The sequence below is a fragment of the Pseudomonas sp. W2-17 genome (genome assembly GCF_041060445.1).
Classification (GTDB): domain Bacteria; phylum Pseudomonadota; class Gammaproteobacteria; order Pseudomonadales; family Pseudomonadaceae; genus Aquipseudomonas.
Genome location: NZ_JAUFNS010000006.1, coordinates 79,402 through 100,908 on the forward strand (window position 1 = coordinate 79,402; position 21,507 = coordinate 100,908).

The 21,507-nt window shown below is 63.5% G+C and carries 20 protein-coding genes and 1 pseudogene; 19 read left to right on the forward strand and 2 right to left on the reverse strand.

The genetic code is table 11. The features are described 5' to 3' along the window. Window positions 1–173: 173 nt before the first annotated feature. The 6 genes from QWI20_RS09320 (at window position 174) to QWI20_RS09345 (ending at window position 6,419) form a co-directional block, all read left to right on the forward strand. Window positions 174–1,460, forward strand: coding sequence for a GAF domain-containing sensor histidine kinase (locus QWI20_RS09320; RefSeq protein ID WP_369305216.1), 1,287 nt, complete (start codon window positions 174–176; stop codon window positions 1,458–1,460). Next, entirely contained in the window at window positions 1,445–2,191 is a 747-nt protein-coding gene (locus QWI20_RS09325) for a response regulator (RefSeq protein ID WP_369305217.1), read from the forward strand. Before QWI20_RS09320 ends, QWI20_RS09325 begins: the two co-directional genes overlap by 16 nt. Before the next feature lie 984 nt (window positions 2,192–3,175). Next, the gene (locus tag QWI20_RS09330) at window positions 3,176–4,240 is read left to right on the forward strand and encodes a M4 family metallopeptidase (RefSeq protein WP_369305218.1); all 1,065 of its coding nucleotides are present in this window, start codon (window positions 3,176–3,178) and stop codon (window positions 4,238–4,240) included. 38 nt (window positions 4,241–4,278) lie between these two features. Beyond that, window positions 4,279–4,584 carry a protealysin inhibitor emfourin gene (locus QWI20_RS09335; protein WP_346625882.1) on the forward strand — a complete coding sequence of 102 codons (306 nt, stop codon included), beginning with the start codon at window positions 4,279–4,281 and terminating at the stop codon, window positions 4,582–4,584. A gap of 147 nt (window positions 4,585–4,731) precedes the next feature. Then, window positions 4,732–6,282 (forward strand): cryptochrome/photolyase family protein, encoded by a 1,551-nt coding sequence (locus QWI20_RS09340; RefSeq protein WP_369305219.1) that lies wholly within the window; start codon window positions 4,732–4,734, stop codon window positions 6,280–6,282. Then, a complete protein-coding gene (locus QWI20_RS09345) occupies window positions 6,279–6,419 on the forward strand; it encodes a DUF2256 domain-containing protein (protein WP_369305220.1) in 141 nt (46 codons plus the stop codon). Before QWI20_RS09340 ends, QWI20_RS09345 begins: the two co-directional genes overlap by 4 nt. Window positions 6,420–6,466: 47 nt before the next feature. Here the strand turns inward: QWI20_RS09345 and QWI20_RS09350 are convergent, their stop codons facing one another. Then, window positions 6,467–6,688 carry a hypothetical protein gene (locus QWI20_RS09350; RefSeq protein ID WP_369305221.1) on the reverse strand — a complete coding sequence of 74 codons (222 nt, stop codon included), beginning with the start codon at window positions 6,686–6,688 and terminating at the stop codon, window positions 6,467–6,469. 290 nt (window positions 6,689–6,978) lie between these two features. Here QWI20_RS09350 and QWI20_RS09355 point away from each other — a divergent pair, with 290 nt between their 5' ends. Then, a complete protein-coding gene (locus QWI20_RS09355) occupies window positions 6,979–7,605 on the forward strand; it encodes a TetR/AcrR family transcriptional regulator (protein WP_369305222.1) in 627 nt (208 codons plus the stop codon). A gap of 125 nt (window positions 7,606–7,730) precedes the next feature. Here the strand turns inward: QWI20_RS09355 and QWI20_RS09360 are convergent, their stop codons facing one another. After that, window positions 7,731–10,472 carry a glycoside hydrolase family 3 C-terminal domain-containing protein gene (locus tag QWI20_RS09360; protein WP_369305223.1) on the reverse strand — a complete coding sequence of 914 codons (2,742 nt, stop codon included), beginning with the start codon at window positions 10,470–10,472 and terminating at the stop codon, window positions 7,731–7,733. A gap of 467 nt (window positions 10,473–10,939) precedes the next feature. On the opposite strand from QWI20_RS09360, the gene QWI20_RS09365 reads away from it, so the two are divergent. The 12 genes and pseudogenes from QWI20_RS09365 to gspD all read left to right on the forward strand — a co-directional run bounded on the left by QWI20_RS09365 (window position 10,940) and on the right by gspD (window position 21,345). Then, window positions 10,940–11,167: a hypothetical protein gene (locus QWI20_RS09365; protein WP_369305224.1), complete on the forward strand. Its 228-nt coding sequence runs from the start codon at window positions 10,940–10,942 to the stop codon at window positions 11,165–11,167. A 93-nt stretch (window positions 11,168–11,260) separates the two neighbouring features. Then, window positions 11,261–12,979: a type II secretion system ATPase GspE gene (gene gspE, locus QWI20_RS09370; protein WP_369305409.1), complete on the forward strand. Its 1,719-nt coding sequence runs from the start codon at window positions 11,261–11,263 to the stop codon at window positions 12,977–12,979. Window positions 12,980–12,981: 2 nt separating this feature from the next. Continuing rightward, window positions 12,982–14,184: a type II secretion system inner membrane protein GspF gene (gene gspF, locus QWI20_RS09375; protein WP_369305225.1), complete on the forward strand. Its 1,203-nt coding sequence runs from the start codon at window positions 12,982–12,984 to the stop codon at window positions 14,182–14,184. Window positions 14,185–14,194: 10 nt separating this feature from the next. Beyond that, window positions 14,195–14,620 carry a type II secretion system major pseudopilin GspG gene (gene gspG / locus QWI20_RS09380; RefSeq protein ID WP_192173599.1) on the forward strand — a complete coding sequence of 142 codons (426 nt, stop codon included), beginning with the start codon at window positions 14,195–14,197 and terminating at the stop codon, window positions 14,618–14,620. A gap of 1 nt (window position 14,621) precedes the next feature. Continuing rightward, window positions 14,622–15,059 (forward strand): Tfp pilus assembly protein FimT/FimU, encoded by a 438-nt coding sequence (locus QWI20_RS09385; protein WP_369305226.1) that lies wholly within the window; start codon window positions 14,622–14,624, stop codon window positions 15,057–15,059. After that, a complete protein-coding gene (locus QWI20_RS09390) occupies window positions 15,056–15,439 on the forward strand; it encodes a type II secretion system protein (protein WP_369305227.1) in 384 nt (127 codons plus the stop codon). The genes QWI20_RS09385 and QWI20_RS09390 overlap by 4 nt, the downstream gene beginning before the upstream one ends. An 11-nt stretch (window positions 15,440–15,450) precedes the next feature. Beyond that, entirely contained in the window at window positions 15,451–16,062 is a 612-nt protein-coding gene (locus tag QWI20_RS09395) for a prepilin-type N-terminal cleavage/methylation domain-containing protein (protein WP_369305410.1), read from the forward strand. Then, window positions 16,059–16,787 (forward strand): type II secretion system minor pseudopilin GspK, encoded by a 729-nt coding sequence (locus tag QWI20_RS09400; RefSeq protein ID WP_369305228.1) that lies wholly within the window; start codon window positions 16,059–16,061, stop codon window positions 16,785–16,787. The genes QWI20_RS09395 and QWI20_RS09400 overlap by 4 nt, the downstream gene beginning before the upstream one ends. Further along, complete coding sequence (locus QWI20_RS09405; protein WP_369305229.1) at window positions 16,784–17,815, forward strand: PilN domain-containing protein; 1,032 nt, start codon at window positions 16,784–16,786, stop codon at window positions 17,813–17,815. The genes QWI20_RS09400 and QWI20_RS09405 overlap by 4 nt, the downstream gene beginning before the upstream one ends. Then, a pseudogene (gspM, locus tag QWI20_RS09410) lies at window positions 17,805–18,386 on the forward strand (type II secretion system protein GspM); the annotation flags it as partial. The gene QWI20_RS09405 and the pseudogene gspM, both read left to right, overlap by 11 nt. Before the next feature lie 107 nt (window positions 18,387–18,493). Continuing rightward, window positions 18,494–19,009, forward strand: a complete 516-nt coding sequence (locus QWI20_RS09415; RefSeq protein WP_369305230.1) for a hypothetical protein — start codon at window positions 18,494–18,496, stop codon at window positions 19,007–19,009. Next, the gene (gspD, locus tag QWI20_RS09420) at window positions 19,006–21,345 is read left to right on the forward strand and encodes a type II secretion system secretin GspD (RefSeq protein ID WP_369305231.1); all 2,340 of its coding nucleotides are present in this window, start codon (window positions 19,006–19,008) and stop codon (window positions 21,343–21,345) included. Before QWI20_RS09415 ends, gspD begins: the two co-directional genes overlap by 4 nt. Window positions 21,346–21,507: the final 162 nt, after the last annotated feature.

A 21,507-nucleotide genomic window follows, 5' to 3' on the forward strand; every position in this document is an offset into this window, starting at 1 on the left:
GCGTCAGTGGTCAATCGTGCAGACCTGATGCGGGATCCCGCAAGCGACCTGCAGGATCCTGCGTTCTTTTTAGCGCACAGGGGCCATAATGACCGGGCTGCCTCCTGCTCACTGAAAAAAGTGATCATTTGCAAAAAGCGTTCGATCCAGACAATAAAAACAGGTTGAAGCCCATGGCACAGCGACCGCACACCCTTGCCGAAGACGTGCTGCATCATTTTCTCGGTATTTCCCGCGCCCTCGCCGGCCAGCTGGATTTCCAGTCGATGATCGACGCCGTCTCCCGGGAAATCAGCCCGATCCTGCCCCACGACCACCTCGACGTGTGCCTGTTTATCCTCGACGGCCGCGAACACATCACCTATGAAAGCGGCGTGCACACGCTGTGGGGCGATGTCGCTCAACCGATGCCGGTGCACACCAGCCCCATTCGAGCGGTGCTGTTGGGCGAGCAGGCGTTTCTGCTGACCCACGACGCCATGAACGACGCACGTTTCGCCTTCCCCGGCGCCGTCAACCACCCGATTTTCGACGCCCGCCTGCGCAGTCGCCTGCACGTGCCCTTGCGCGCCCGGGGTGAAATCATCGGTGCGCTGAGCTGCTCGAAACACACCGAGCATTTCTACACCCTGGATGACGTGCGCCACACCCAGCACGTCGCCGATCTGCTGGCCTCGTACGTGTACGCCCTGCGCCAGACCGAACAGGCCAAACAACTGGCCATCGCCGAAGCCCAAGTGCGTGCCCGAGAAGAAGGGCTGCGCCAGGGCGCGCTGCGCCTGACCGAGGAACTGGAGCGTGAGCGGCAACGGGTCGGCATGGACTTGCACGACCAGACCCTCGCCGACATGACCCGCCTGCACCGGCGCATCGCCCGCCTGCAAACCCTGCCCAGCGTGCCGGGCGAGGACTTGCGCGGCATCGTCTGCTCGCTCAAGGACAGCATGCAGGAGCTGCGGCAGCTCATAGATGCGGTCAAGCCGACGGTGCTGCAGTTGTTCGGTTTCGAAGAAGGCGTTGAAGACCTGTTGCGGCGCAGCGTGCGCGACAGCGGCCTGAGCATTGAAACGCGTCTGCAGGACAGCACCGACGGCATGGGCGATCGCTTGCCGGAGTCGGTGAAAGTCGCGGTGTTCCGCATCATTCAGGAAGCGGTGAACAATGCGATCAAGCACGCCATGCCGGACAGCATCGTCATCCACATCAGTCACACAGGCGGCCTGTTGCAGCTGACCATCGACGACGACGGCATTGGGCTCGACGTCAGCCACCGGCTCAACAGCGGCGGCATTCAGAACATGCAGGTGCGCGCGCAACTGATGGCGGCGCAGTTGTATATCGAGCGCGGGCCCCACAAGCGCGGCACCCGGGTCCGGGTGTGCCTGCCGCTGGCGGATCTGCCGCTTGTCGTCGAGCCTGCGCCGTCCGTTGGAACGGAGGCGCCATGCACGTCCTGTTGATCGAAGACGACCCGGTGCACCGGGCGTTCCTGCGCGAAGTCATCGAAGTGGCCCTGCCGGAATGCACGCGCTTACTCGAGGCCGAAGACGGCCAGATCGGCGAGCGATTATTCAGCGAGAGCCCGGTGGATGCGGTGGTGATGGACCTGCAGATGCCGTGCCGCACCGGCGTCGAGGCGGCGAAAACGATCTGGCGGCTGCAGCCGGACACGTCGATTCTGTTCTGGTCGAATTACTCCGACGAGGCCTACGTGCGGGGCATCGCGCGGATCGTGCCCCAGGGGGCGGCCTACGGTTACATCCTCAAGACCGCCTCGGAAGAGCGCTTGCGCCTGGCGTTGCGGGGGCTGTTCATCGAGCAGCAGTGCGTGATCGACCGCGAGATTCGCGGCGTGCAGCTCAAAGCCCACGATCAGTTGTCCGGGCTGAGTGACGGCGAATACGAAGTGCTGCAGGACATCGCCTTGGGCCTCACCGACCGCACCATCGCCACCCGGCGCAACCTGTCGTTGCGCAGCGTGCAGAACCGGCTGCAGCAACTTTACGAAAAGCTCGGCGTTTACCAGCCCGACGCGGCCGGCGAACGCAGCACCGCCTTCAACCTCCGCGCCCGCGCCGTCAACGTCGCCCTGCTACGCCGCCTGCTCAACCGTACTGCGCTGGAACAGGCCGAAGCCGAACTGCAACTGTGGCTGAAAAACCCGGCGCGGCATCGGTTTGGAGGGGACTGAGGGAAGATCAAGAGCGTCTGCCTGAGGGCAGACTGTTTCGCCTTCGGCGACTTACTTTTGAAAAGCACCAAAAGTAAGCAAAAGTGCCTGCTCCTGGTTTGGCCCCTCGTACCTCGGGGTTCCTTCACTCCGGTCTCGCTCCGTGGGCCCGCCGCCATCCGCCATCCATGGGGGGGGCGGCTCTCGCGGCATCCATGCCGCTCGGCCCACTCCGCGAAACCTGCGTTCAGCCTGCACCCAAGTCGCGTTTTTCGGTGACTGGACTTTTTGTGTACGAAGATCAAAAGCGCTTTAAAGCAGATGAACGGCTTCCCGGCTGAAGCCGGTCCTACAGTCGGAGGCGATTCCACAGGGTGTATGCGGTGCTTTTAGTGGGACCGGCTTTAGCCGGGAAGAGGCCCGCTCAGGCGCCGACATTTTTGCTGACAGTCCCCCTCCTTGTGGGAGCGAGCTTGCTCGCGAATGCTGTATCACAAACACCAGATATCTGTCGGATGTACCGCCCCCTTCGTGAGCAAGCTCACTCCCACAAGTCCGTGGCGACTGATGCGCCCTCGATCTGCCCTTGATCTGGTTTTGATCTTCATACACAAAAATTCCAGTCACCGCCAATCGCGACTTGGGCGCTGGCCGAACGTAGACGACGCGCAGTGGGTCGAGCCGCATGGATGCGGCGAGAGCGCCGTCAGGACATGGATGTCCGTTCGGCGCGGGCCCACGGAGCGTCGTCGGAGTGAGGGTATTCCGACGTAGGAGGAACCAAGCCAGGAGCAGGCACCCTTGGTTACTTGGGGATGGTGCGACTTTCGACTTTTCCAAGTAACTCGCCGAAGGCGAAATGTCTGCCGTTAGGCAGACGCTCTTCCCGGCTGAAGCCGGTCCCATTAAATGCAGGTGGGGAACGCGTGATCACCCCCGCTTGTCGATTAAAGCAAGACCGCGACGCGTCGCTTAATCGAACGATGCCACCCAGGAGCATTGCCCATGTGCAGGAACCACACCCGTAACCCCATCCTCTGCCTCATCCCCCCGTACCTGCTCGACCAGATCGCGCGCAACGGCAACAAAGCCCAGCGCGAAGCGGCCCTGCGCACCCGCGCCAAGGACAACACTTTTCGCTCCCTGCGCCTCAGCGCGCAACCCGACCGGCGCCTCGTTCACCTGGCCGCTGTAGCCCCCACAGGCAAACGCCGCTCCATCTGCTCCGCCGACGGCGGCGAAACCCTGCCTGGCACCCTCGTCCGCGGCGAAGGCCAGCCCGTCAGCGGCGACATCGCCGTCGACGAAGCCTACGACGGCCTCGGCGCCACCTTCGACTTCTTCTTCGACGTCTTCGACCGCAACTCCATCGACGACGCCGGCATGGCCCTCGACGCCACCGTGCACTTCGGCAAGGGCTACAACAACGCCTTCTGGAACTCCGCGCAGATGGTCTTCGGCGACGGTGACCAGTCACTGTTCAACCGCTTCACCATCGCCCTCGACGTGATCGGCCACGAACTGGCCCACGGCGTCACCGAAGACGAAGCCGGCCTCGTCTACTTCAACCAGGCCGGCGCGCTGAACGAATCGATGTCCGACGTGTTCGGCTCGCTGATCAAGCAGTACGCCCTGAAACAAACCGCCGAGCAGGCCAGCTGGCTGATCGGAGAAGGGCTGTTCACCGACAAAATCACCGGCAGCGCCCTGCGCTCGATGAAAGCGCCCGGTACCGCATTCGATGACAAAGTGCTGGGCAAAGACCCGCAACCCGGGCACATGGACGACTTCGTCCACACCTACGACGACAACGGCGGCGTGCACATCAATTCGGGCATCCCCAACCACGCGTTTTATCAAGTGGCGACGCGCATTGGCGGCCATGCCTGGGAAAAAGCCGGGCGCATCTGGTACGACGCGCTGCGCGATTCACGTCTACGCCCCAATGCCGGCTTCGTGCGGTTTGCGCGGATCACCCACGATGTGGCCGGCCGGCTGTACGGTGTAGGCGAAGACGCTCAAATCGCGGTAAAAGAAGGTTGGGCGGCCGTGGGCATCAACGCGCAATGATCCGCCATGGCCATCTGGCAAAAGAAGGAGCCACCCACATGCGTATCTCATTCAGCGAAAGCGGCGGGGTCGCCTATTTTCCGGGCTTGAACAAGCCCAACACCATTGAAGTGGACGCCCTGCCGGAGGGCGACCAGAAGGAGTTGCGACAACTGGTCGACGCGTCCGAGTTCTTCGCGCTGCCGGAGGGTCGGCACCCCGCCCGTGCGCTGCGCGGCATGCAGCATTACACGCTGACCATCAGCGAAGGCGACCGGGAGCGCACGGTCTGCGTTCCCGCTCCGGTGGAATCCGGCCCGTTGCAGGGCCTGATGCAGTGTGTCCGGCGCCACGTGTCCGGCTAGCCCCATGACCGCGCGCCGGGCAAACCGCTATGCTCGGCGCCATTACTCCCTGCCCATCAGGAATCCCGTGCCCAACCTTCTCTCATCTGTCCTCCGTCGATTCACGCCAACAGCCCGCAGTGCCGATGCGTCACGCGGTGCCCATCGATGATGCCTGTCCGCCGCCTGTGCCTGGTCCTCGGCGACCAGTTGTCCTTCGACCTGGCCTGCCTCGCCGAACTCGACGCCGAGCGCGACGCCGAGCGCGACGCCGTGCTGATGGTCGAGGTCATGGAAGAGGCCACCCACGTCGCCCATCACCCGCAAAAGATCGCCCTGATCTTCAGCGCCATGCGCCATTTCGCCCAGGCGCTGCAGGAGCGCGGCGTCATCGTTCAGTACGTCACGCTGGACGATCCGCTGAACACCGGCTCGGTGCCGACTGAATTGCAGCGCTGGCACGCGTCCTTGCAGGCCGAAGAAGTCCACGCCACCGAGTGCGGCGACTGGCGTCTGGAGCAGTCCATAAGGGAATGCGGGCTGCCGCTGGTCTGGCACAGCGACACGCGCTTTCTGTGCTCCCGCGAAGAGTTTGCCAAATGGGCCAGCGGCAAGATCCAGCTGCGCATGGAATTCTTCTACCGCGAGATGCGCCGCAAGCAACGGTTGCTGCTCAACAACGACGGCACGCCCGTGGGCGGTGCCTGGAACTTCGACGCCGAAAACCGCAAAGCGCTGCCGAAGAAGGTCTCGGCGCCCTACCCCGCACGCTTCGCCCCGGACGCCATCACCCGCGACGTGCTGGAGCTGGTGCGTGAGCGGTTCGCCAGTCACTACGGCTCGCTGGAGGACTTCGACTACCCGGTGACCCACGAAGACGCCCAGGCGCTGTGGCAGTACTTTCTCGATTACGGCCTGGCGGCCTTCGGCGACTATCAGGACGCCATGGCCATGGACGAGCCCTTCCTCTTCCACGCGCGCATCAGTGCGGCGTTGAACATCGGCCTGCTGGATCTGCGTCAGGTGTGCAGCGACGTCGAGTCGGCCTACTGGTCGGGGGGCGTCGCGCTAAACGCCGCTGAGGGCTTCATCCGCCAACTGATCGGTTGGCGGGAATACGTGCGCGGCGTTTACTGGCTGAAAATGCCGGATTACGCCGACGGCAATTCGTTCGGTAATACCCGCGCACTGCCGGAGTTCTACTGGACCGGGCAGACCAAGATGAACTGCATGAGCCAGGCCATCGGCCAGAGCCTTGAACACGCTTACGCCCATCACATCCAGCGGCTGATGGTCACCGGCAACTTCGCTCTACTGGCCGGGATCGCGCCGAGGGAGATCTGCGAGTGGTATTTGGCGATCTACATGGACGCCTTCGACTGGGTCGAGCTGCCCAACACCCTCGGCATGGTTATGCACGCCGACGGCGGTTATCTGGGTTCCAAGCCCTATTGCGCCAGCGGCCAGTACATCAAGCGCATGTCCGATTACTGCGGCAGCTGCGCGTACAAGGTCAAGGAAAGCACGACCGAGGACGCCTGCCCGTTCAATTCGTTGTACTGGCACTTCGTGATGCGCCACAGCAATCTGCTGCGCGCCAATCAACGGATGGGCATGGTCTACAAGAACCTCGACCGGATGACCGAAGCGAAACAGGACGCGCTATGGCAAAGGGGCGAGTCCCTGCTGGGCAAACTCGACGCCGGAGAGGCGATTTGAAGAAGAGCGAGCTGCCGGTCAAGACCTGCGCAGTGTGCGGGCTACCGTTCACCTGGCGGAAGAAATGGGCGCGCTGCTGGGATGAGGTGCGTTACTGCTCGGAGCGTTGCCGACGGGGCAAGCGCTCCGAGTCGTGAAAGGGTTCAATCGGCGTCAGTGGGCCTACACGGGGGGCCGCGCCTGATCAGTGGACCTGTGCGCGACTGGCTCTGCCGATCAGCCTGATCAACAACTGCTGCTTGGGGCCTGCGGTGGTCTCGCGCGCCACCTTGATCAAGTATTCCTGCGGGATCAGCCCGCCCGCCTCGGCCAAGGCTTCGTAAATGGCAAACAGCCGCGAATCAATCGTTGTCTCCTCGGCGCATTGGATCAGATAGGCAATTCCCGGATTGGCTTGTTCGTTCACAGTGGATCCTCCATGCATGTCAGTTACTTCAAAGGAGAGGCACGCGCGGCGGGAGTTCCCATTTTCTGGACAGGGCTCACCCGAACGGTGGCACCCGCCTGCCGGGAGTCCTGAATATCAGTTTTCGCTTGCCAAAACCCGGTGGCCCCCTTAAACAGAGCGTGCCGTTTCAGCACCCGCGACGACTTGCCTCGCCCGTTCTGCCCGTTGCGCCCTCGCAACCCGGCGTCGGGACAGGCCTGCCGAACCGCCCAGACACCTGCAAATCATGGAGACGCCAGGTAAACCCGATGACAGGAAATACGTCAGACACACTCCCCCGCACCCGTCGCGCCCCCAAGGGTGAAAAGCGCCGCGAAGAACTGCTCGACGCCGCGCTGCAATTGTTTTCGCTGGAGGGCTACACCGGCGCCTCCATTGCCCGCATCGCCGACATCGTCGGCATTTCAGTGGCGGGCGTGCTGCATCACTTTCCGAACAAGGTTGCGTTGCTGATGGGCGTGCTCGCCCGTCGCGACGAGGTCAATCACAAAGTCGTCAGCAGCTTGCACAGTGAGCCGACGCTGGCGGGCTTCGTCAGCGGCCTGCGGCAGATCAACCGTTCCAACGCGACGGCGCCCGGCGTGATTCGCGCGTTCAGCATGCTGAACGCCGAAAGCCTGGTGGACAGTCATCCGGGGTGGGAATGGTTTCAGTCCCGCTACGTGACGATTCACGGGCGAATGCGGGCACGGCTCGACCATCTGGTGGCCACCGGCGAAGTGCGTGGGGATGTGGATCTGGACGCGATCATTCACCAGATACTGGCGATGATGGACGGGCTGCAGCTGCAATGGCTGCGCTTCCCGGAGACGGTGGACCTGGTGCAGCGTTTCGACAGTTACATGGCGCAGGTCGAGCGCGATATCCGCGCCTAAAAATTGAGGCGATCCGGGCTGGCCGGATCGCCTCAATGCTTTGTCACTCGGGTTCAGGCCTCAGCCGGCGCCGGGATCAATTCCCGACGCCGGCCAACTGATCAGCCCTCTCCCGCTTCGATCACTCAGTACTCGGTGTTGCCGTCGTAGTCCGTGTTGCCATTGGCTGCGTCGGTGTCTTCGGTCTGATCAAGCACACCGCCGGTCTTCACCGCTGGCAGGGTCACTTTGACCGAGTTCAGCGCCGAACGTGGCAGCGGGTTGCTGGTGGTGGTCGACAGTTCCTGACGGAACGGGTTGACCAGCTTGGCGTTCAGACGGATGTCGTCCGAGGCCGCGCCCAGGCTGATGTTGAAGGTGTCGGCATCGATCACCCACTGCTTGCTGGCCTCGTCGAAGTACGCCAGCGAACGATCGTTGAGTTCGATGGTGACGTGACGGGTTTCGCCCGGCTGCAGGAAGACCTTCTTGTAGCCTTTCAGCTCTTTGACGGCGCGCTCGACTTTCGGGTTCTGCTGGCCGACGTACAGCTCGGCGACTTCGGAACCGGCACGCTTGCCGCTGTTGGTCAGGTCGAACGAGACCTTGATCGGCGTGTTGCCCACTGCAACGCCCGGGGTGACCGAGATGTTGTTGTAGGTGAACTGGGTGTACGACAGGCCGTGACCGAACGCGAACAGCGGTTTGGTGTTGGTCTTGTCGTAGCCACGGTAGCCGAGCATGGTCAGGTCGTGGGCGTAGCTGATTTCCTTGACCTTGGTGCGTGTGTTATCGAAGGCCGGGAAATCCTTGTACAGCGGATTGTCTTCGATGTTGCGCTCGATACTGATCGGCAGCTTGCCCGAAGGGTTGACCTTGCCGAACAGGATCTCGGCCAGGGCCTGACCACCGTTCTGACCCGGGTAGAAGGCGTGCAGCGCAGCCGGCACCTGGTCGATCCAGTCGCTCATTTTCAGCGCGGTACCGCCGTGCATGGTCACCACGGTGTTCGGGTTGGCCTTGGCGATGTTCTGGATCAGCTCGTTCTGGTACTCAGGCAGATCGAAGCTGTGGTCGAAACCTTCACCTTCGTATTCCGAGCTGTTACCCACGGCAACCACGACCGCGTCGTATTGCGACAGGTCGGAAGGTGCGGTCAGCGAAGCGGTCGACATCTGCACGCCCACCAGGCCGCCCATGGTCGACAGGTAACCGTCACGGCGCGAGTATTCAAGCTTCACGTCGTAAGCCTTGCCGGCTTCCAGCTTGATCTTGCCGGAAACAGGGATGGTCGGCGGAATGCTCTTGTTGGTGATGTTCTCACCGTCGCCGTTGTCGATGACTTTCTCGCCGTTGACCCACAGACGCACGGCGCCGTCGGCACGGACTTTGAAGACCTGGTCGCCGCTGATGGTCGGGGTGACCTGACCGCTCCAGCGAATGGAAGTGTTGGCGGTGTCGCCGTTGCTCGGCACGCTGTCGGTGGACCAGTCCAGATTGACGTAGGTGTCGATCCGGGTGGCCGATGGGTCGCCGGACCAGGTGGCGTTGTTGAAGTACTCGGTCTTCATGCCAGCGACGCTGTTGCCTTTGCTGTCGGTGGTGGTCCAGTGCATGGCGGTCGGATCAAGGGACAGCGTGTCGAGGAACTCGACCTGGGCGCCCGGGGCGATCTGGCGCAGGCCGCTCAGCTCGCTGATGTAACGGGTGGCGTCAACGTGAGCACTGCCGAAACCGGTCGGCGGCGCGTACTTGGCCAGATCGCCAACGACGGCGATGCGCTTGACCTTGTTCTTGTCCAGTGGCAGCACGTCACCCTGGTTTTTCAGCAGCACGATGCCTTCGCGAGCGATGTTCAGAGCGACCTTGTTGCTGGTGGCGCTGTTCATGTTGTGCGTGGTCAGCGGTGCAAACTTGTCGAACTGATACAGGTAGATGTTCTTCAGGATGCGGCGGACCTTGTCGTCGATGGTCGCCATGTCCAGCTCGCCGCTGTCCAGGTACGGCTTGAGCACCGAACTGTTCATCTGGCCGCCCATCATGTCCAGGTCAGTGCCGGCCTGTGCCGCTGGCAGACCGTGAACCACGGCGTTGTAGTCGCTCTGCACCAGGCCCTTGAAGCCCCATTCCTTCTTCAGGATGTCGGCGATCAGGTGCTTGTTCTCGCAGGCGTACTCGCCGTTCACTTTCTGGAACGAGCACATCATCATCGCCACGGTGCCGTTTTTGGTCGCGGACTCGAACGGCGGCAGGGTCATCTCACGCAGAACGCGCTCAGGCATGACCTGATTGAGGATGAAGCGGTTGGTTTCCTGATCGTTACCGGCGTAGTGCTTGGCTTCGGCCCAGACGCGACGCTGCTGGATACCGTTGATGACCGCAGGACCCAGGCTTGCGCCGAGGAACGGGTCTTCACCGGAGAGGTATTCGAAGGCACGACCGCTCCACGGCATGCGGTACAGGTTCATGCCCGGGCCGGTGACGAACTGGTAGCCGCCGCTGGCAGTGTCGTAGCCCAGGGCGCGACCGAAGTCGATGGCGCGACGCGGGTTGAAGGTGGCCGCCAGGTTCGGGCCGGACGGATAGACCACGCCCGGATCGTTGCCTTCGCTGGTGTAACGGATGCCCGCGCCACCGTCGGCGCCGTGGATCTGTGGCACGCCGTACTGGGTCAGCGGCTTGACGTCCCAACCACCGATGCCGCCGATGTAGGCCAGCTTTTCTTCCTGAGTCATCTTCGCCAGGGTTTTTTCTGCCGCTTTGTCAGCGCGCAGTTCCTTGGCCGCCAGTTGCTCTTGGGTCGTGGTGTCGGCTGCGTTGGCGTGGCAGATAGCCAGGCTCAACAAAGCCAGTGCCGAGTGGGCACCGAAAGTTTTACGGTTTCGCATAGGGGACGCTCTCCAAGTATCACCCGCGCTCATTTGTCGCAGTTGACACGCCACAAGCCTTTAATTCAGGCATGACTAGGCCTATACCGAAGTTCTCGAAAGAACATCGGTGAACGGGAAAGTGGCGTTACAACGTGACGATGAGTATGGGCAATTTGATCTTCTGTAACTAACGTTAATGGCGATGAGCCACCGAACTGCACGAGCGTTGCCCGAGACGTTTAAATTAAGGCAATTGTTTTCAATTGATGTCAAACAAAAAAATCAATCTTCAACAAACTCGACATTTTTTGATACATCATCTGAACTCTTGCTAAACCTACAGGTCTGTAGGTTTAGCAATTTTCACCCTCGACGCTAAAAACCCCGTAAACACTGGGCTTCACCCTCAGGGCAAGCGGTGGGCCCACGCTGAAGCCAGCGTTGCGATCATTTCAAACACATGACAAACATTGGAGAAACATCACATGAAACTGCCAGTACTGGGCGCCATCGCCGCACTGACCCTGTCGTTTGCAACTGCAACAATGGCCGCTGACTCCGACACTCAGGAAACTGTTTCCGGCGCAGCAGATTCCACTGTCATGACGCAAACACAAAAAGATGCCACCACCGTGAAAGCCACCAAACAGAATCAGGCTGATGAAAACAAGCGTGGCCGTCCGACCGCTAAAACGTCGTCTGCGACAAACTAACGCATTCAGTTAGCTACTGTTTTATTACGACTGTTTATTCATCACCCCGAGGTCTCGTCAGAGGCCTCACTTATTTGAATCCCCGTTGTGTCCATAAAACTGTCCCCTATCAATAGCCAACGATTGACCGCGCACTCGGCCGAAGCGCTGTGTGCGTGGCTGTTGGCCAATGCCGGGTTGAAGACAAGTGATCTGGAACGGGCACAGCGGCTGGCTCAGGAATCCGAAGGCAGCTCGCTGACTGAATTGCTGACCCGCCTGGGGCTGGTGTCCGAACTGGACCTGGCCAAGGCGTGGGCTTCGACGCTGCAAGCGCCGTTGCTGCTGGCGGAAAACGTCACGCTGTCGGGTGAACCGCTGCCGGAATTGAGCGAGCGCTTTCTGCGCCACTATCGCCTGCTGCCCATCGGCGCCCATGCCGACGGCGTGCATGTGTTGGCCGCCAACCCCGGCAATGCCTACGGGCTGGACGCCGTGGCCTACGCCTGCCAGGCGCCGGTGTATGTGTCGGTGGGTGCTGGCAGTGAGGTTGACGGGCTGATCGAGCGTTATTACGGCCAGGGCCGCTCGGCCATGGGCTCGCTGATCGAGACCCTCGACGAACACGGCGGCGCCGAAGAAGACATCGAGCACCTCAAGGACCTCGCCTCCGAGGCGCCGGTGATCCGGCTGGTCAACCTGATCCTGCAACGGGCCGTCGAGCAACGCGCCTCCGACATTCATATCGAGCCGTTCGAGAGCCAGCTGAAAGTGCGCTATCGCATCGACGGCGTGCTTCACGAAGCCGAGGCACCACCGTCCAGTTCGTCAGCAGCGATCATTTCGCGATTGAAGATCATGGCGCGGCTGGACATCGCCGAGCGTCGGCTGCCCCAGGACGGCCGCATCATGCTGCGCATTCAGGGTAAGGAGCTGGACCTGCGGGTGAGCACGGTGCCCACCAGTTTCGGCGAGTCGGTGGTGATGCGTCTGCTGGACCGGCAGACCGTCAGCTTCGACTTCCCCAGCCTGGGCATGGACGGCGAGCGCCTGCAGAACTTCCTCGACGTGCTGGAAAACCCCCACGGCATTCTGCTGGTCACCGGCCCCACCGGTTCCGGCAAAACCACCACGCTGTACACCGCGCTGTCACGGCTCAACACCGCCGAGCGCAAGATCATCACGGTTGAAGACCCGGTCGAGTATCAGCTCGAAGGGATCAACCAGATTCAGGTGAAGCCGGCCATTGGCCTGGACTTCGCCGGCGCCCTGCGCTCCATCGTCCGGCAAGACCCGGACGTGATCATGATCGGTGAGATGCGCGACCTGGAAACCTGCCGCATCGCCATTCAATCGTCCCTGACCGGTCACCTCGTGCTGTCGACCCTGCACACCAACAGTGCCGCGGCGAGTATCACGCGGCTGCTGGACATGGGCGTCGAAAGCTACCTGATCGCCTCCACCGTCAAAGGCATTCTGGCCCAGCGGCTGGTGCGCAGGCTTGATCCGCTCACGCGCATCGCCTTCGTAGCACCGCCGGAACTGGTTGCCGAGCACGGTCTGGATCGCTTCACCGATCAACGCCCGATCACCCTGTATCGCCCGGCCAGCGAATTGCCCGGCGGCGGTTATCACGGCCGTAGCGCCATCACCGAATTGCTGGTGATGAATGAAGAACTGCGCGGCCTGCTGATGCGCCAGGCCGATGCCTCGACGCTGGAGCAAGCGGCCCGTCGCGGTGGCCTGCGCACCCTATATGAGGAAGGCCTGCGTCAAGCCGTGGCCGGCGTGACCTCCCTTGAAGAGGTGCTGCGCGTTACGCGTGGCGACTGACCATGGCCCATTTCAAATACCGCGCACTGGATGCAGACGGCGTCGCCCAACACGGCACCCTCGAAGCGGCCGATCAGACCGCGGCCACAGCAGCGCTGCACAAGCGCGGCCTGTTGCTGCTCAGCCTTGAAGCCAGTGCCAACAGCGGCCTGCGCGCGGCCATGCGCCGGGGCGCGATGAACGGCGCGGCGCTGGTCAGTTTCACCCAGCAACTGGCGACCCTGCTGGGTGCCGGCCAGCCGCTGGAACGCGCCCTGACCATCCTCCTCAAGCAGACCCACGAGCCCAAGCGCCAAGCGCTGCTCGAACGCATTCGCGAACAGGTCAAGGCCGGTAAACCCTTGAGCCAGGCGCTGGAAGAAGAGCACGGCCAGTTTTCCAGCCTGTACATCAGCATGGTCCGCGCAGGCGAAGCCGGCGGGTCCCTTGAAAACACCCTGCGTCAGCTCAGCGACTACCTGGAACGCAGTCAGATGCTGCGGGGCGAAGTGATCAATGCGCTGATCTACCCGATCTTTCTGGTGGTCGGCGTGCTGGGTTCGCTGGCCTTGCTGCTGGCCTACGTGGTGCCGCAGTTCGTGCCGATCTTTCGTGATCTGGGCGTGCCGATCCCGTTCATCACCCAGGCGATCCTGTGGCTCGGGGAATTCCTCAGCGCTTACGGATTGCTGTTGCTCGGTGCCATCGTCGGGCTGATCTGGACCGTCGCGGTGCTGCGCCGAGATCCGCAACGGCGTCAGCGTCACGACCGGCGCCTGCTGTTTATCAAAGTCATCGGCCCGCTGTTGCAGCGGATCGAAGCCGCGCGTCTGGCGCGTACCCTCGGCACCCTGCTGAGCAACGGCGTTGCGCTGTTGCAGGCGATGACCATCGTCCGGCAGGTGTGCGGCAACTACGCCCTGCGTGCGCAAGTCGAGCAAGCCACCGAGTGGGTCAAGGGTGGCGGCACCCTGGCCCAGGCGTTCGGCGAGCAACCGCTGCTGCCGGAACTGGCGCTGCAAATGATCGAAGTCGGCGAACAGGCCGGCAACCTGGACGGCATGCTGCTCAAGGTCGCCGACGTGTTCGACGTCGAAGCCAAGCGCGGCATCGACCGTCTGCTCGCCGCGCTGGTGCCGAGCCTGACCGTCGTGATGGCCGTCATGGTCGCGGTGATCATGCTTGCCATCATGCTGCCGTTGATGAGCCTTACCAGTAACATTTGAGGAAATACACATGTCCCGATTCAACGCTGCCCAAGGCCGTCGCCAGGGCGGTTTCACCCTGCTGGAAATGCTCGCCGTGATCGTGCTGCTGGGCATCGTCGCCACCATCGTCGTGCGTCAGGTCGGCGGCAACGTCGACAAGGGCAAATACGGCGCAGGCAAGGCGCAACTCGCCAGCCTCGGCATGAAAGTCGAAAGCTACGGCCTGGACGTCGGTACGCCACCGGCCAATCTGCAGCAGCTGGTGACCAAGCCGGCCAATGCCACCGGTTGGGCCGGTCCGTACGCCAAGCCTTCGGACCTGAAAGACCCGTTCGGCCATGCGTTTGGCTACCGCTACCCCGGCGAGCACGGCAGCTTTGACCTGATCTTCTACGGTCAGGACGGTCAGCCTGGCGGTGACGGCTACAAGGCCGACATCGGTAACTGGGAATAACATGCGCGCCCTGCCCCGCGCCCGCGGCTTCACCCTGTTCGAATTGCTGGTGGTGATCGTTCTGATCGGCATCAGCGTCGGCCTGGTGAGCTTTGGCGTGGGCCGGGGTTTGCACGCGGCCAGTGAGCGCCGGGCGTTGAGCGAAGTGGTGCAGTCACTGCGCGCGGCGCGGGTGCAGGCGATCGTCACCGGACAACCGGCGCAGACGCGCTTTGATCTGCGCAGCGGGCGCCTTCAGGGCCCGCACCTGAAGCCGGTGCAATTGCCCAGCGACATGCGCGTGCAATTACAGACCGCTGACGGCCTGGGCCCGGCGTTCGAGTTCTACCCGGACGGCGGTTCCAGCGGCGGCCATCTGTTATTGGCCCGAGGCGACAAACATTGGCGTGTGGACATCAACTGGCTGACCGGCAACGTTCAGTTGCGCACGCTCAATTGAGGCGTCAGCGCGGTTTCACATTGCTGGAAATGCTCGCTGCCCTCGCCGTGCTGGCGGTGTGCAGCAGCGTGCTGGTGGTGGCGTTCGGGCAGAGCGCACGGGCCTTGCAGCAAGCGCAACGCAGTGACCGGTTAAGCCTGGCCGCGCGCTCGCTGATGGATGAAGCCAGCGCCGGTCGCTTGCAGCCGGGCCGGACCGAGGGCAAGTGGAGCGGCGTGAACTGGCAGATGGACGTCAGCGCGCTGCCCCGGGGCAACAGCCCGGCGACGGCATGGCGGCTGGATCTCGAAGTGAGGGACGGCGCGCGGCGGGCCCGTTACAGCAGCCTGCAAGTGCGCAGCGCTGGTTCTGGAGCTGGACAGTCAGGGGCCGGGCAATGACGCGCCGCTCAATGGGCCGTCGAAGCCAGGGTTTTACGCTGCTCGAAGTGCTGGTGGTGTTGAGCCTGCTCGGCGTGCTGCTGACCATGGTCGGCGCCGCGATCACCGGGGCCAACCGCGCCATGGCCAAGGCCGAGCGTTACAGCACGCGGCTGGACGAAATACGGTCGACACAGAATTTTCTGCGCAGCGCCATCGGTCAGGCGCTGCCCCTCGCCGCCAGCGGTTCCGAGCCCGGCCAGGCACCGGTGTTCGAGGGCGATGCCCAGGCCATGAGTTTTTATGCGCCGCTGCCCGCCACATTGGGCGGCGGTTTGTACCGGCACAGCGTGAGGCTGGCGGCCGGACAGCGTTTGCAGATTAGCCTGGAGCGCTTGCGCGGTCAGGCCTTGCTGCCGGCCGAAGAGCCACAGGTGTTGTTGCATGAAGTGCGCGCGCTGCAATTGAGTTACCGCGGCGTGTCGCCCACCGGCGAATCAACCGCGTGGCTGGATCACTGGCCGTGGCCGGGACGACTGCCGATCAGTGTGCGCATCGACGCGCAACTGGGCGGCCCCGTGCCTTGGCCGTTACAGAGCATCAATCTGCGCCTGGACCTGTCCGGCGAGGCGCACACGTTATGAACGAACGTCGGCAAAAAGGCGTGGCATTGCTGCTGGTGTTGTGGGTCCTGGCGCTACTGAGCACCTTGCTCGCCGGTTTGCTCGGCTGGGTGCACCTGCAGAATCGCCAGGCGCTGTGGCAGCGCCAGCACACCCAGGCGGTACTCGCGGCGGAGGCTGGCATCGGCATGGCGGTGCTGGCCCAGCTGGACCGCGACCCGGTGCGGCACTGGAAAGCCGACAACCAGCCCCACGGATTGCGTTTCGATGAGGCCGCGCTGGCGGTGAGTCTGGGCAGCGAGACCGGCAAGCTGGACCTCAACGCGGCGCCGGCCGAATCCTTCACCCGCCTGCTGGTAGCGTGCGGGGCGAATCCGGACCTGGCGCGGGAAGTGGCCCAGGGCCTGGAGCAGCGTCGCGGCGGTGGCCGGGCGCCGCTGCGGATGGTCGAGGAAGTGCGCGAACTGCCAGGCATCGGCCAGCCGCTCTACCAGTGCGCCAGCCCCCACGTCACATTATGGAGCGGCCTGACCGCGCCCGATCCGCGCATGGCATCGCCCTGGCTGCGGCAAGCGCTGGGTCTGCCGCAAGCGGGTCCAGCGACCGAAGACGCAGGCCCGGTCATCAGTATTCGAAGCCAGGCGACATTGCCCGGCGGTTACACCACGACGCTCAACGTCACGTTGTTATTGAACCCATCGAAGGAGGGAGCGCGACCGTATCGCGTTCTGCGTTGGCAAGAATGAAGCAATCACTTTTACAGCAGCTGGCGCCCTTGCAGGCCCGGGTGCGCAGTCAGTGGCGTGACAGCCCGGCGCAGCATCTCTGGCAGGCCTGGCTCGAGGAGTTGCAGGCGCTGCTGCCCGCCGGCGTTCGCGCACGGCTGATGCCCCAGGTGCGCGAGCGGGTGATCGACTGGCCGTTGCCCGAGCACATTGCCCCCGAGAATGGCGAGCGGCTGATCCTGATGCTCCCCGCCGGCATGGTCCTGGCGCAGCCGCTGCAACTGCCGCTGGCGGCGCTGCGGGATCTGCACAGCGTGGTCGGTTTCGAGCTGGACAAATACACGCCCTACCCCCGCGAGCAGATGCACTACGTCGCGCGCGTCACCGCCAAGGGCAAAACCCTGGCGCAGGTGCTGCTGGTGGCGGTGCTGCGTGAGCGCTTGCAGCCGGTCATCGACACCTGCACGGCACGTGGCCTGTCGCTGTATGCGGTGGACGCGCGCAACGCCAAGGGCGAACGGCTGAATGTCGATCTGCTGCCAGCCGAGCTGAAGCCGGCGACCGCAGGTTCCGCGCGCTTGCCGCGTTTCCTCGCCGTGGTCTGTGGCGCCTTGCTGCTGACCTGCATGGTGCTCTGGCTGGACGCGCGCACGGCCCAGGTCGAAGCGATGCAACAGCACGTCGACGAGCAACGCAGCCAGGTGCAAGCGGTGCAGAATTTGCGCCGCGAATTGATCAACACCCAGGGCGCCGCGCGTTACCTGGCCCAGCAAAAAGCCGCGCAGCCGACCACTTCCAGTGTGCTGGCTGACCTCACCGGTTGCCTGGGCGCTGACACTTGGGTCGAGCAGCTGGAGATTGCCGACGGCGGCAGCGTGTCGATCACCGGCCAGAGCGCCAAGGCCAGCGCCCTCATCAGCCGCATGAAAGACTGCCGCACCCTCGCCGACGCGCAGTTCCAGGGGATCATTCAGCCCGACGCGCAGACCGGCAAAGAGCGCTTTTCCCTGCGCGCCCAGTTGCGCAAGGAGGCCGCCGATGCGCCGTGAACTGACCCCCCGTGAACGCCGCGGCGCCGCGCTGATTGCCTTGGCGCTGGTGCTCTGGGCGGCGTGGTGGTTGCTGGTGCAAAGCTGGTTTCTCGATCCGTTGAGCGACCTGCAGGACCAGGCCGACACCCTGCGTAACCAGGAGCAACGCTATGCCGGCGCCCTCGCTCAACGGGAGAGCCTTGAGCAGCAGTTGCAGGCGGCGCGCCGCGACCCGTCGAGCCGCAGCAGCCTGTTGCCGGGCGAAGACCCGAGCGCCGTGGCCGCCGACCTGATGCAACGCAGCCTCGATCTGGTCAAGGCCCACGCCGATCAGGGCCCTGGTTGCCAGGTCACCCAGCGCATGCCGATCACCCCCGAGCGCGACAGTGCCGAGCCGTATCGTCAGGTCAAAGTCAGCCTGACCCTGGACTGCGCCATGGAGCCGCTGGTGGGTTTGCTGCACGAACTGGAATACGGCCAGCCGTTTCTGTTCATCAACAACCTGAGCATTCGCCGCGCCACCTCGGCCCCTGCCAGTGGCGGTGCCGGACGCCTGCAGGTGCACCTGCTATTGCGCGGTTATTTGCAACAGGCGGCGCCGCACAAGGCGTTGCCGTCCAAAGCGCCAGACGCCGAGCCAATGCCTGAAAGGCAACAACCCGATCCCTCCGAGCAGTCCACCGAGGAGCCTGACGCATGAAGTTCGACTCCCTTACCCTGGCGCTCGGCGCTGCCACGGTAGCCCTTGCTGCCGTCGCCGTCAGCCTGAGCATGGGCGCCGGTCAGGACATCGACTGGCTGCCGGCCGGCGAAGCGCGCCAAGCCACACCAACGGCCGGGCCTGCGGCATTGCCTGCGCTGCCGGCCCAGGCCCTCGCGCTGACGTGGCAGCAATCGATGTTCAGCCCGGACCGCACGCCCGATCTGGTCACCGGCAAATCCCAGGCGTCGTCCCTGGACGGCATCAGCCTGAGCGGCGTGGTCATCGATGGCGCTTCACAGTGGGTGCTGTTGCAACTGCCGCAGAAGCGCCGCCTGAAGCTGGCCGTCGGCAGCACCCTGGACAACGGCTGGACCCTGGATTCGGTCACGCCGCAACACGCCACTTTCAGCCATCAGGGCCAGACCCGCGAACTGCGTCTGCCCCTGCTGCGCCTTCCGCCGCCGTCGAAAGTCCCCCCTATTACCCTTCCAAACGTACCCACACCATGAACAATCGCACCCCTGAGTTTTCCCGTTTGCGCAGCCCGTTGTTGTGCCTGGCCACCGCCGTGGCCCTGGCCGGATGCGCGTCCACCCCGGAACGTTTTGAAAACGATCCGGCCCTGATGCAGGAAGCACTCAATGGCACCGGTTCGCAGCGAGGCCCGGTCAGCGATCCGGTCGAAGCGCCGAGCCCGAACAACCCCGGCGCCAAGCCTGCGCCCGCGCGCCAGCAGATCATTCGTGGCAACCAGACGTTCGTGCGCGGTGCGGGCCCGGCCCAAAGCGGCGCGGGTGGAAAAAGCGCGTCGGCGGCCGCCGGTGACATCACCTTCAACTTCGCCAATCAGCCCATCGAAGCGGTGATCAACACCGTGCTCGGCGATTTGCTGCACGAGAACTACAGCATCAATCAGGGCGTGAAAGGCGACGTCAGCTTCTCGACCTCGCAGCCGGTGAACAAGCAGCAGGCGCTGTCGATTCTGGAAACGCTGCTGTCGTGGACCGACAACGCGATGATCCGCCAGGGCGACCGTTACGTGATCCTGCCGGCCAACCAGGCTGTCGCCGGCAAGCTGGTGCCGGAAATGCCGGTGGCGCGACCGTCCACCGGGCTGTCAGCGCGATTGTTCCCATTGCGCTTTATCTCGGCCACCGAGATGCAGAAGCTGCTCAAGCCCTTCGCCCGGGACAACGCCTTTTTGCTGGTCGATCCGGCACGCAACGTGTTGAGCCTGGCCGGTACGCCGGATGAACTGGCCAACTACCAGGACACCATCGACACCTTCGACGTCGACTGGCTCAAGGGCATGTCCATCGCCGTCTATGGCCTGCAACGCGCCAGCGTCGGCGAGCTGATGCCCGAGCTGCAGAAGATGTTCGGCCCGGACAGCGGCATGCCGTTGGCCGGCATGGTCAAGTTTCTGCCGATCGAGCGGACCAACTCGGTGGTGGCGATTTCTTCCCAGCCGCGCTACCTGAGCGAAGTCGGCGACTGGATTCACACCATCGACGAAGGCGGCGGCAACGAGCCGCAGATGTACGTCTACGACGTGCGCAACATGAAGGCCTCGGACCTGGCCAAATACCTGCGGCAGATCTACGGCAACGGCCAGATCAAGGACGACAGCGCGGCCAAGGTTGCACCGGGTCTGCGCACCCGTTCGCTGTCCTCGCTGAACGGCAGTGGCACCGGCAGCAGCGGCGGCCTGAGCGGCAGCGGCCAGGGCTTGAACAGCAGCTCCTCCGGGATCGGTGGCGGCATGGGTTCAGGGATGGGTGGCGCCAATGGTGGTTTGCAAACCGGCACTCAGCAAGGCGATGAAGAGCAGGACGGCGAGGCGTCCGAGGACAGCGCCGACAGCAGCAGTCAGGGCGACAGCTCTGACGCCGCAGCCAGCGGTTCTGGCGCCAGCAGGCGTCTGGACGACAGCACCCGCATCACCGCCCAGCAGAGCAGCAACCAGTTGCTGATCCGCACGCGCCCGGCCCAGTGGGCGGAGATCGAATCCGCCATCAAGCGCCTGGACAACGCGCCGATGCAGGTACAGATCGAGACGCGGATTCTTGAAGTGAACCTGACCGGCGAGCTGGACCTTGGCGTGCAGTGGTACCTCGGGCAGCTGGCCGGCAATTCCGGCAGCACTACCGTGGCGAACACCGCCGGCAGTCAGGGCGCATTGGGTGGCGGCGGTGCAGGCCTGGGTGCCAGCGATTCGCTGTTTTATTCGTTCGTCAGCAATAACCTGCAGATCGCCCTTCACGCGCTGGAAAAGAGCGGCCGCACGCAGGTGCTGTCGGCGCCGTCGCTGGTGGTGATGAACAACCAGCAGGCGCAGATTCAGGTCGGTGACAACATCCCGATCAGCCAGACCACGGTCAACACCTCGGCCACCACCGCTACCCTGAGCAGCGTTGAATACGTGCAGACCGGGGTCATCCTCGACGTCGTTCCGCGCATCAACCCGGGCGGCCTGGTGTACATGGACATTCAGCAGCAGGTCAGCGACGCCAATGACACGGCCACTGACGCCAACGGCAACCCGCGGATCTCGACCCGCTCGGTGTCGACCCAGGTGGCGGTGCAGAGTGGTCAAACCGTGTTGCTGGGCGGGCTGATCAAACAGGACAACCTCGACACCGTGTCCGCCGTGCCGTACCTGGGCCGCATCCCCGGCCTGCGCTGGCTGTTCGGCAACACCGTCAAGAGCAAGAAACGCACCGAACTGGTCGTGCTGATCACCCCACGGGTCATCACCAGCAACAGCCAGGCACGGCAAGTGACCGACGACTATCGTCAGCAGTTGCAGTTGATCAAGCCGACGCCGCCGATGAATGCCCGATAGTTTGTCGATCGTTCCCACGCTCCGCGTCCGTTCGTTGGAGGCTGTTTAAGGTCTGGGGGCGGGATGACGCGGAGCGTCACGGGAGGCATGCCCACGCAGAGCGTGGGCACGATCAATCATCAGAAGTGATCGCGCGCTTGGCAATCCGCCGCTCCGTGGTAA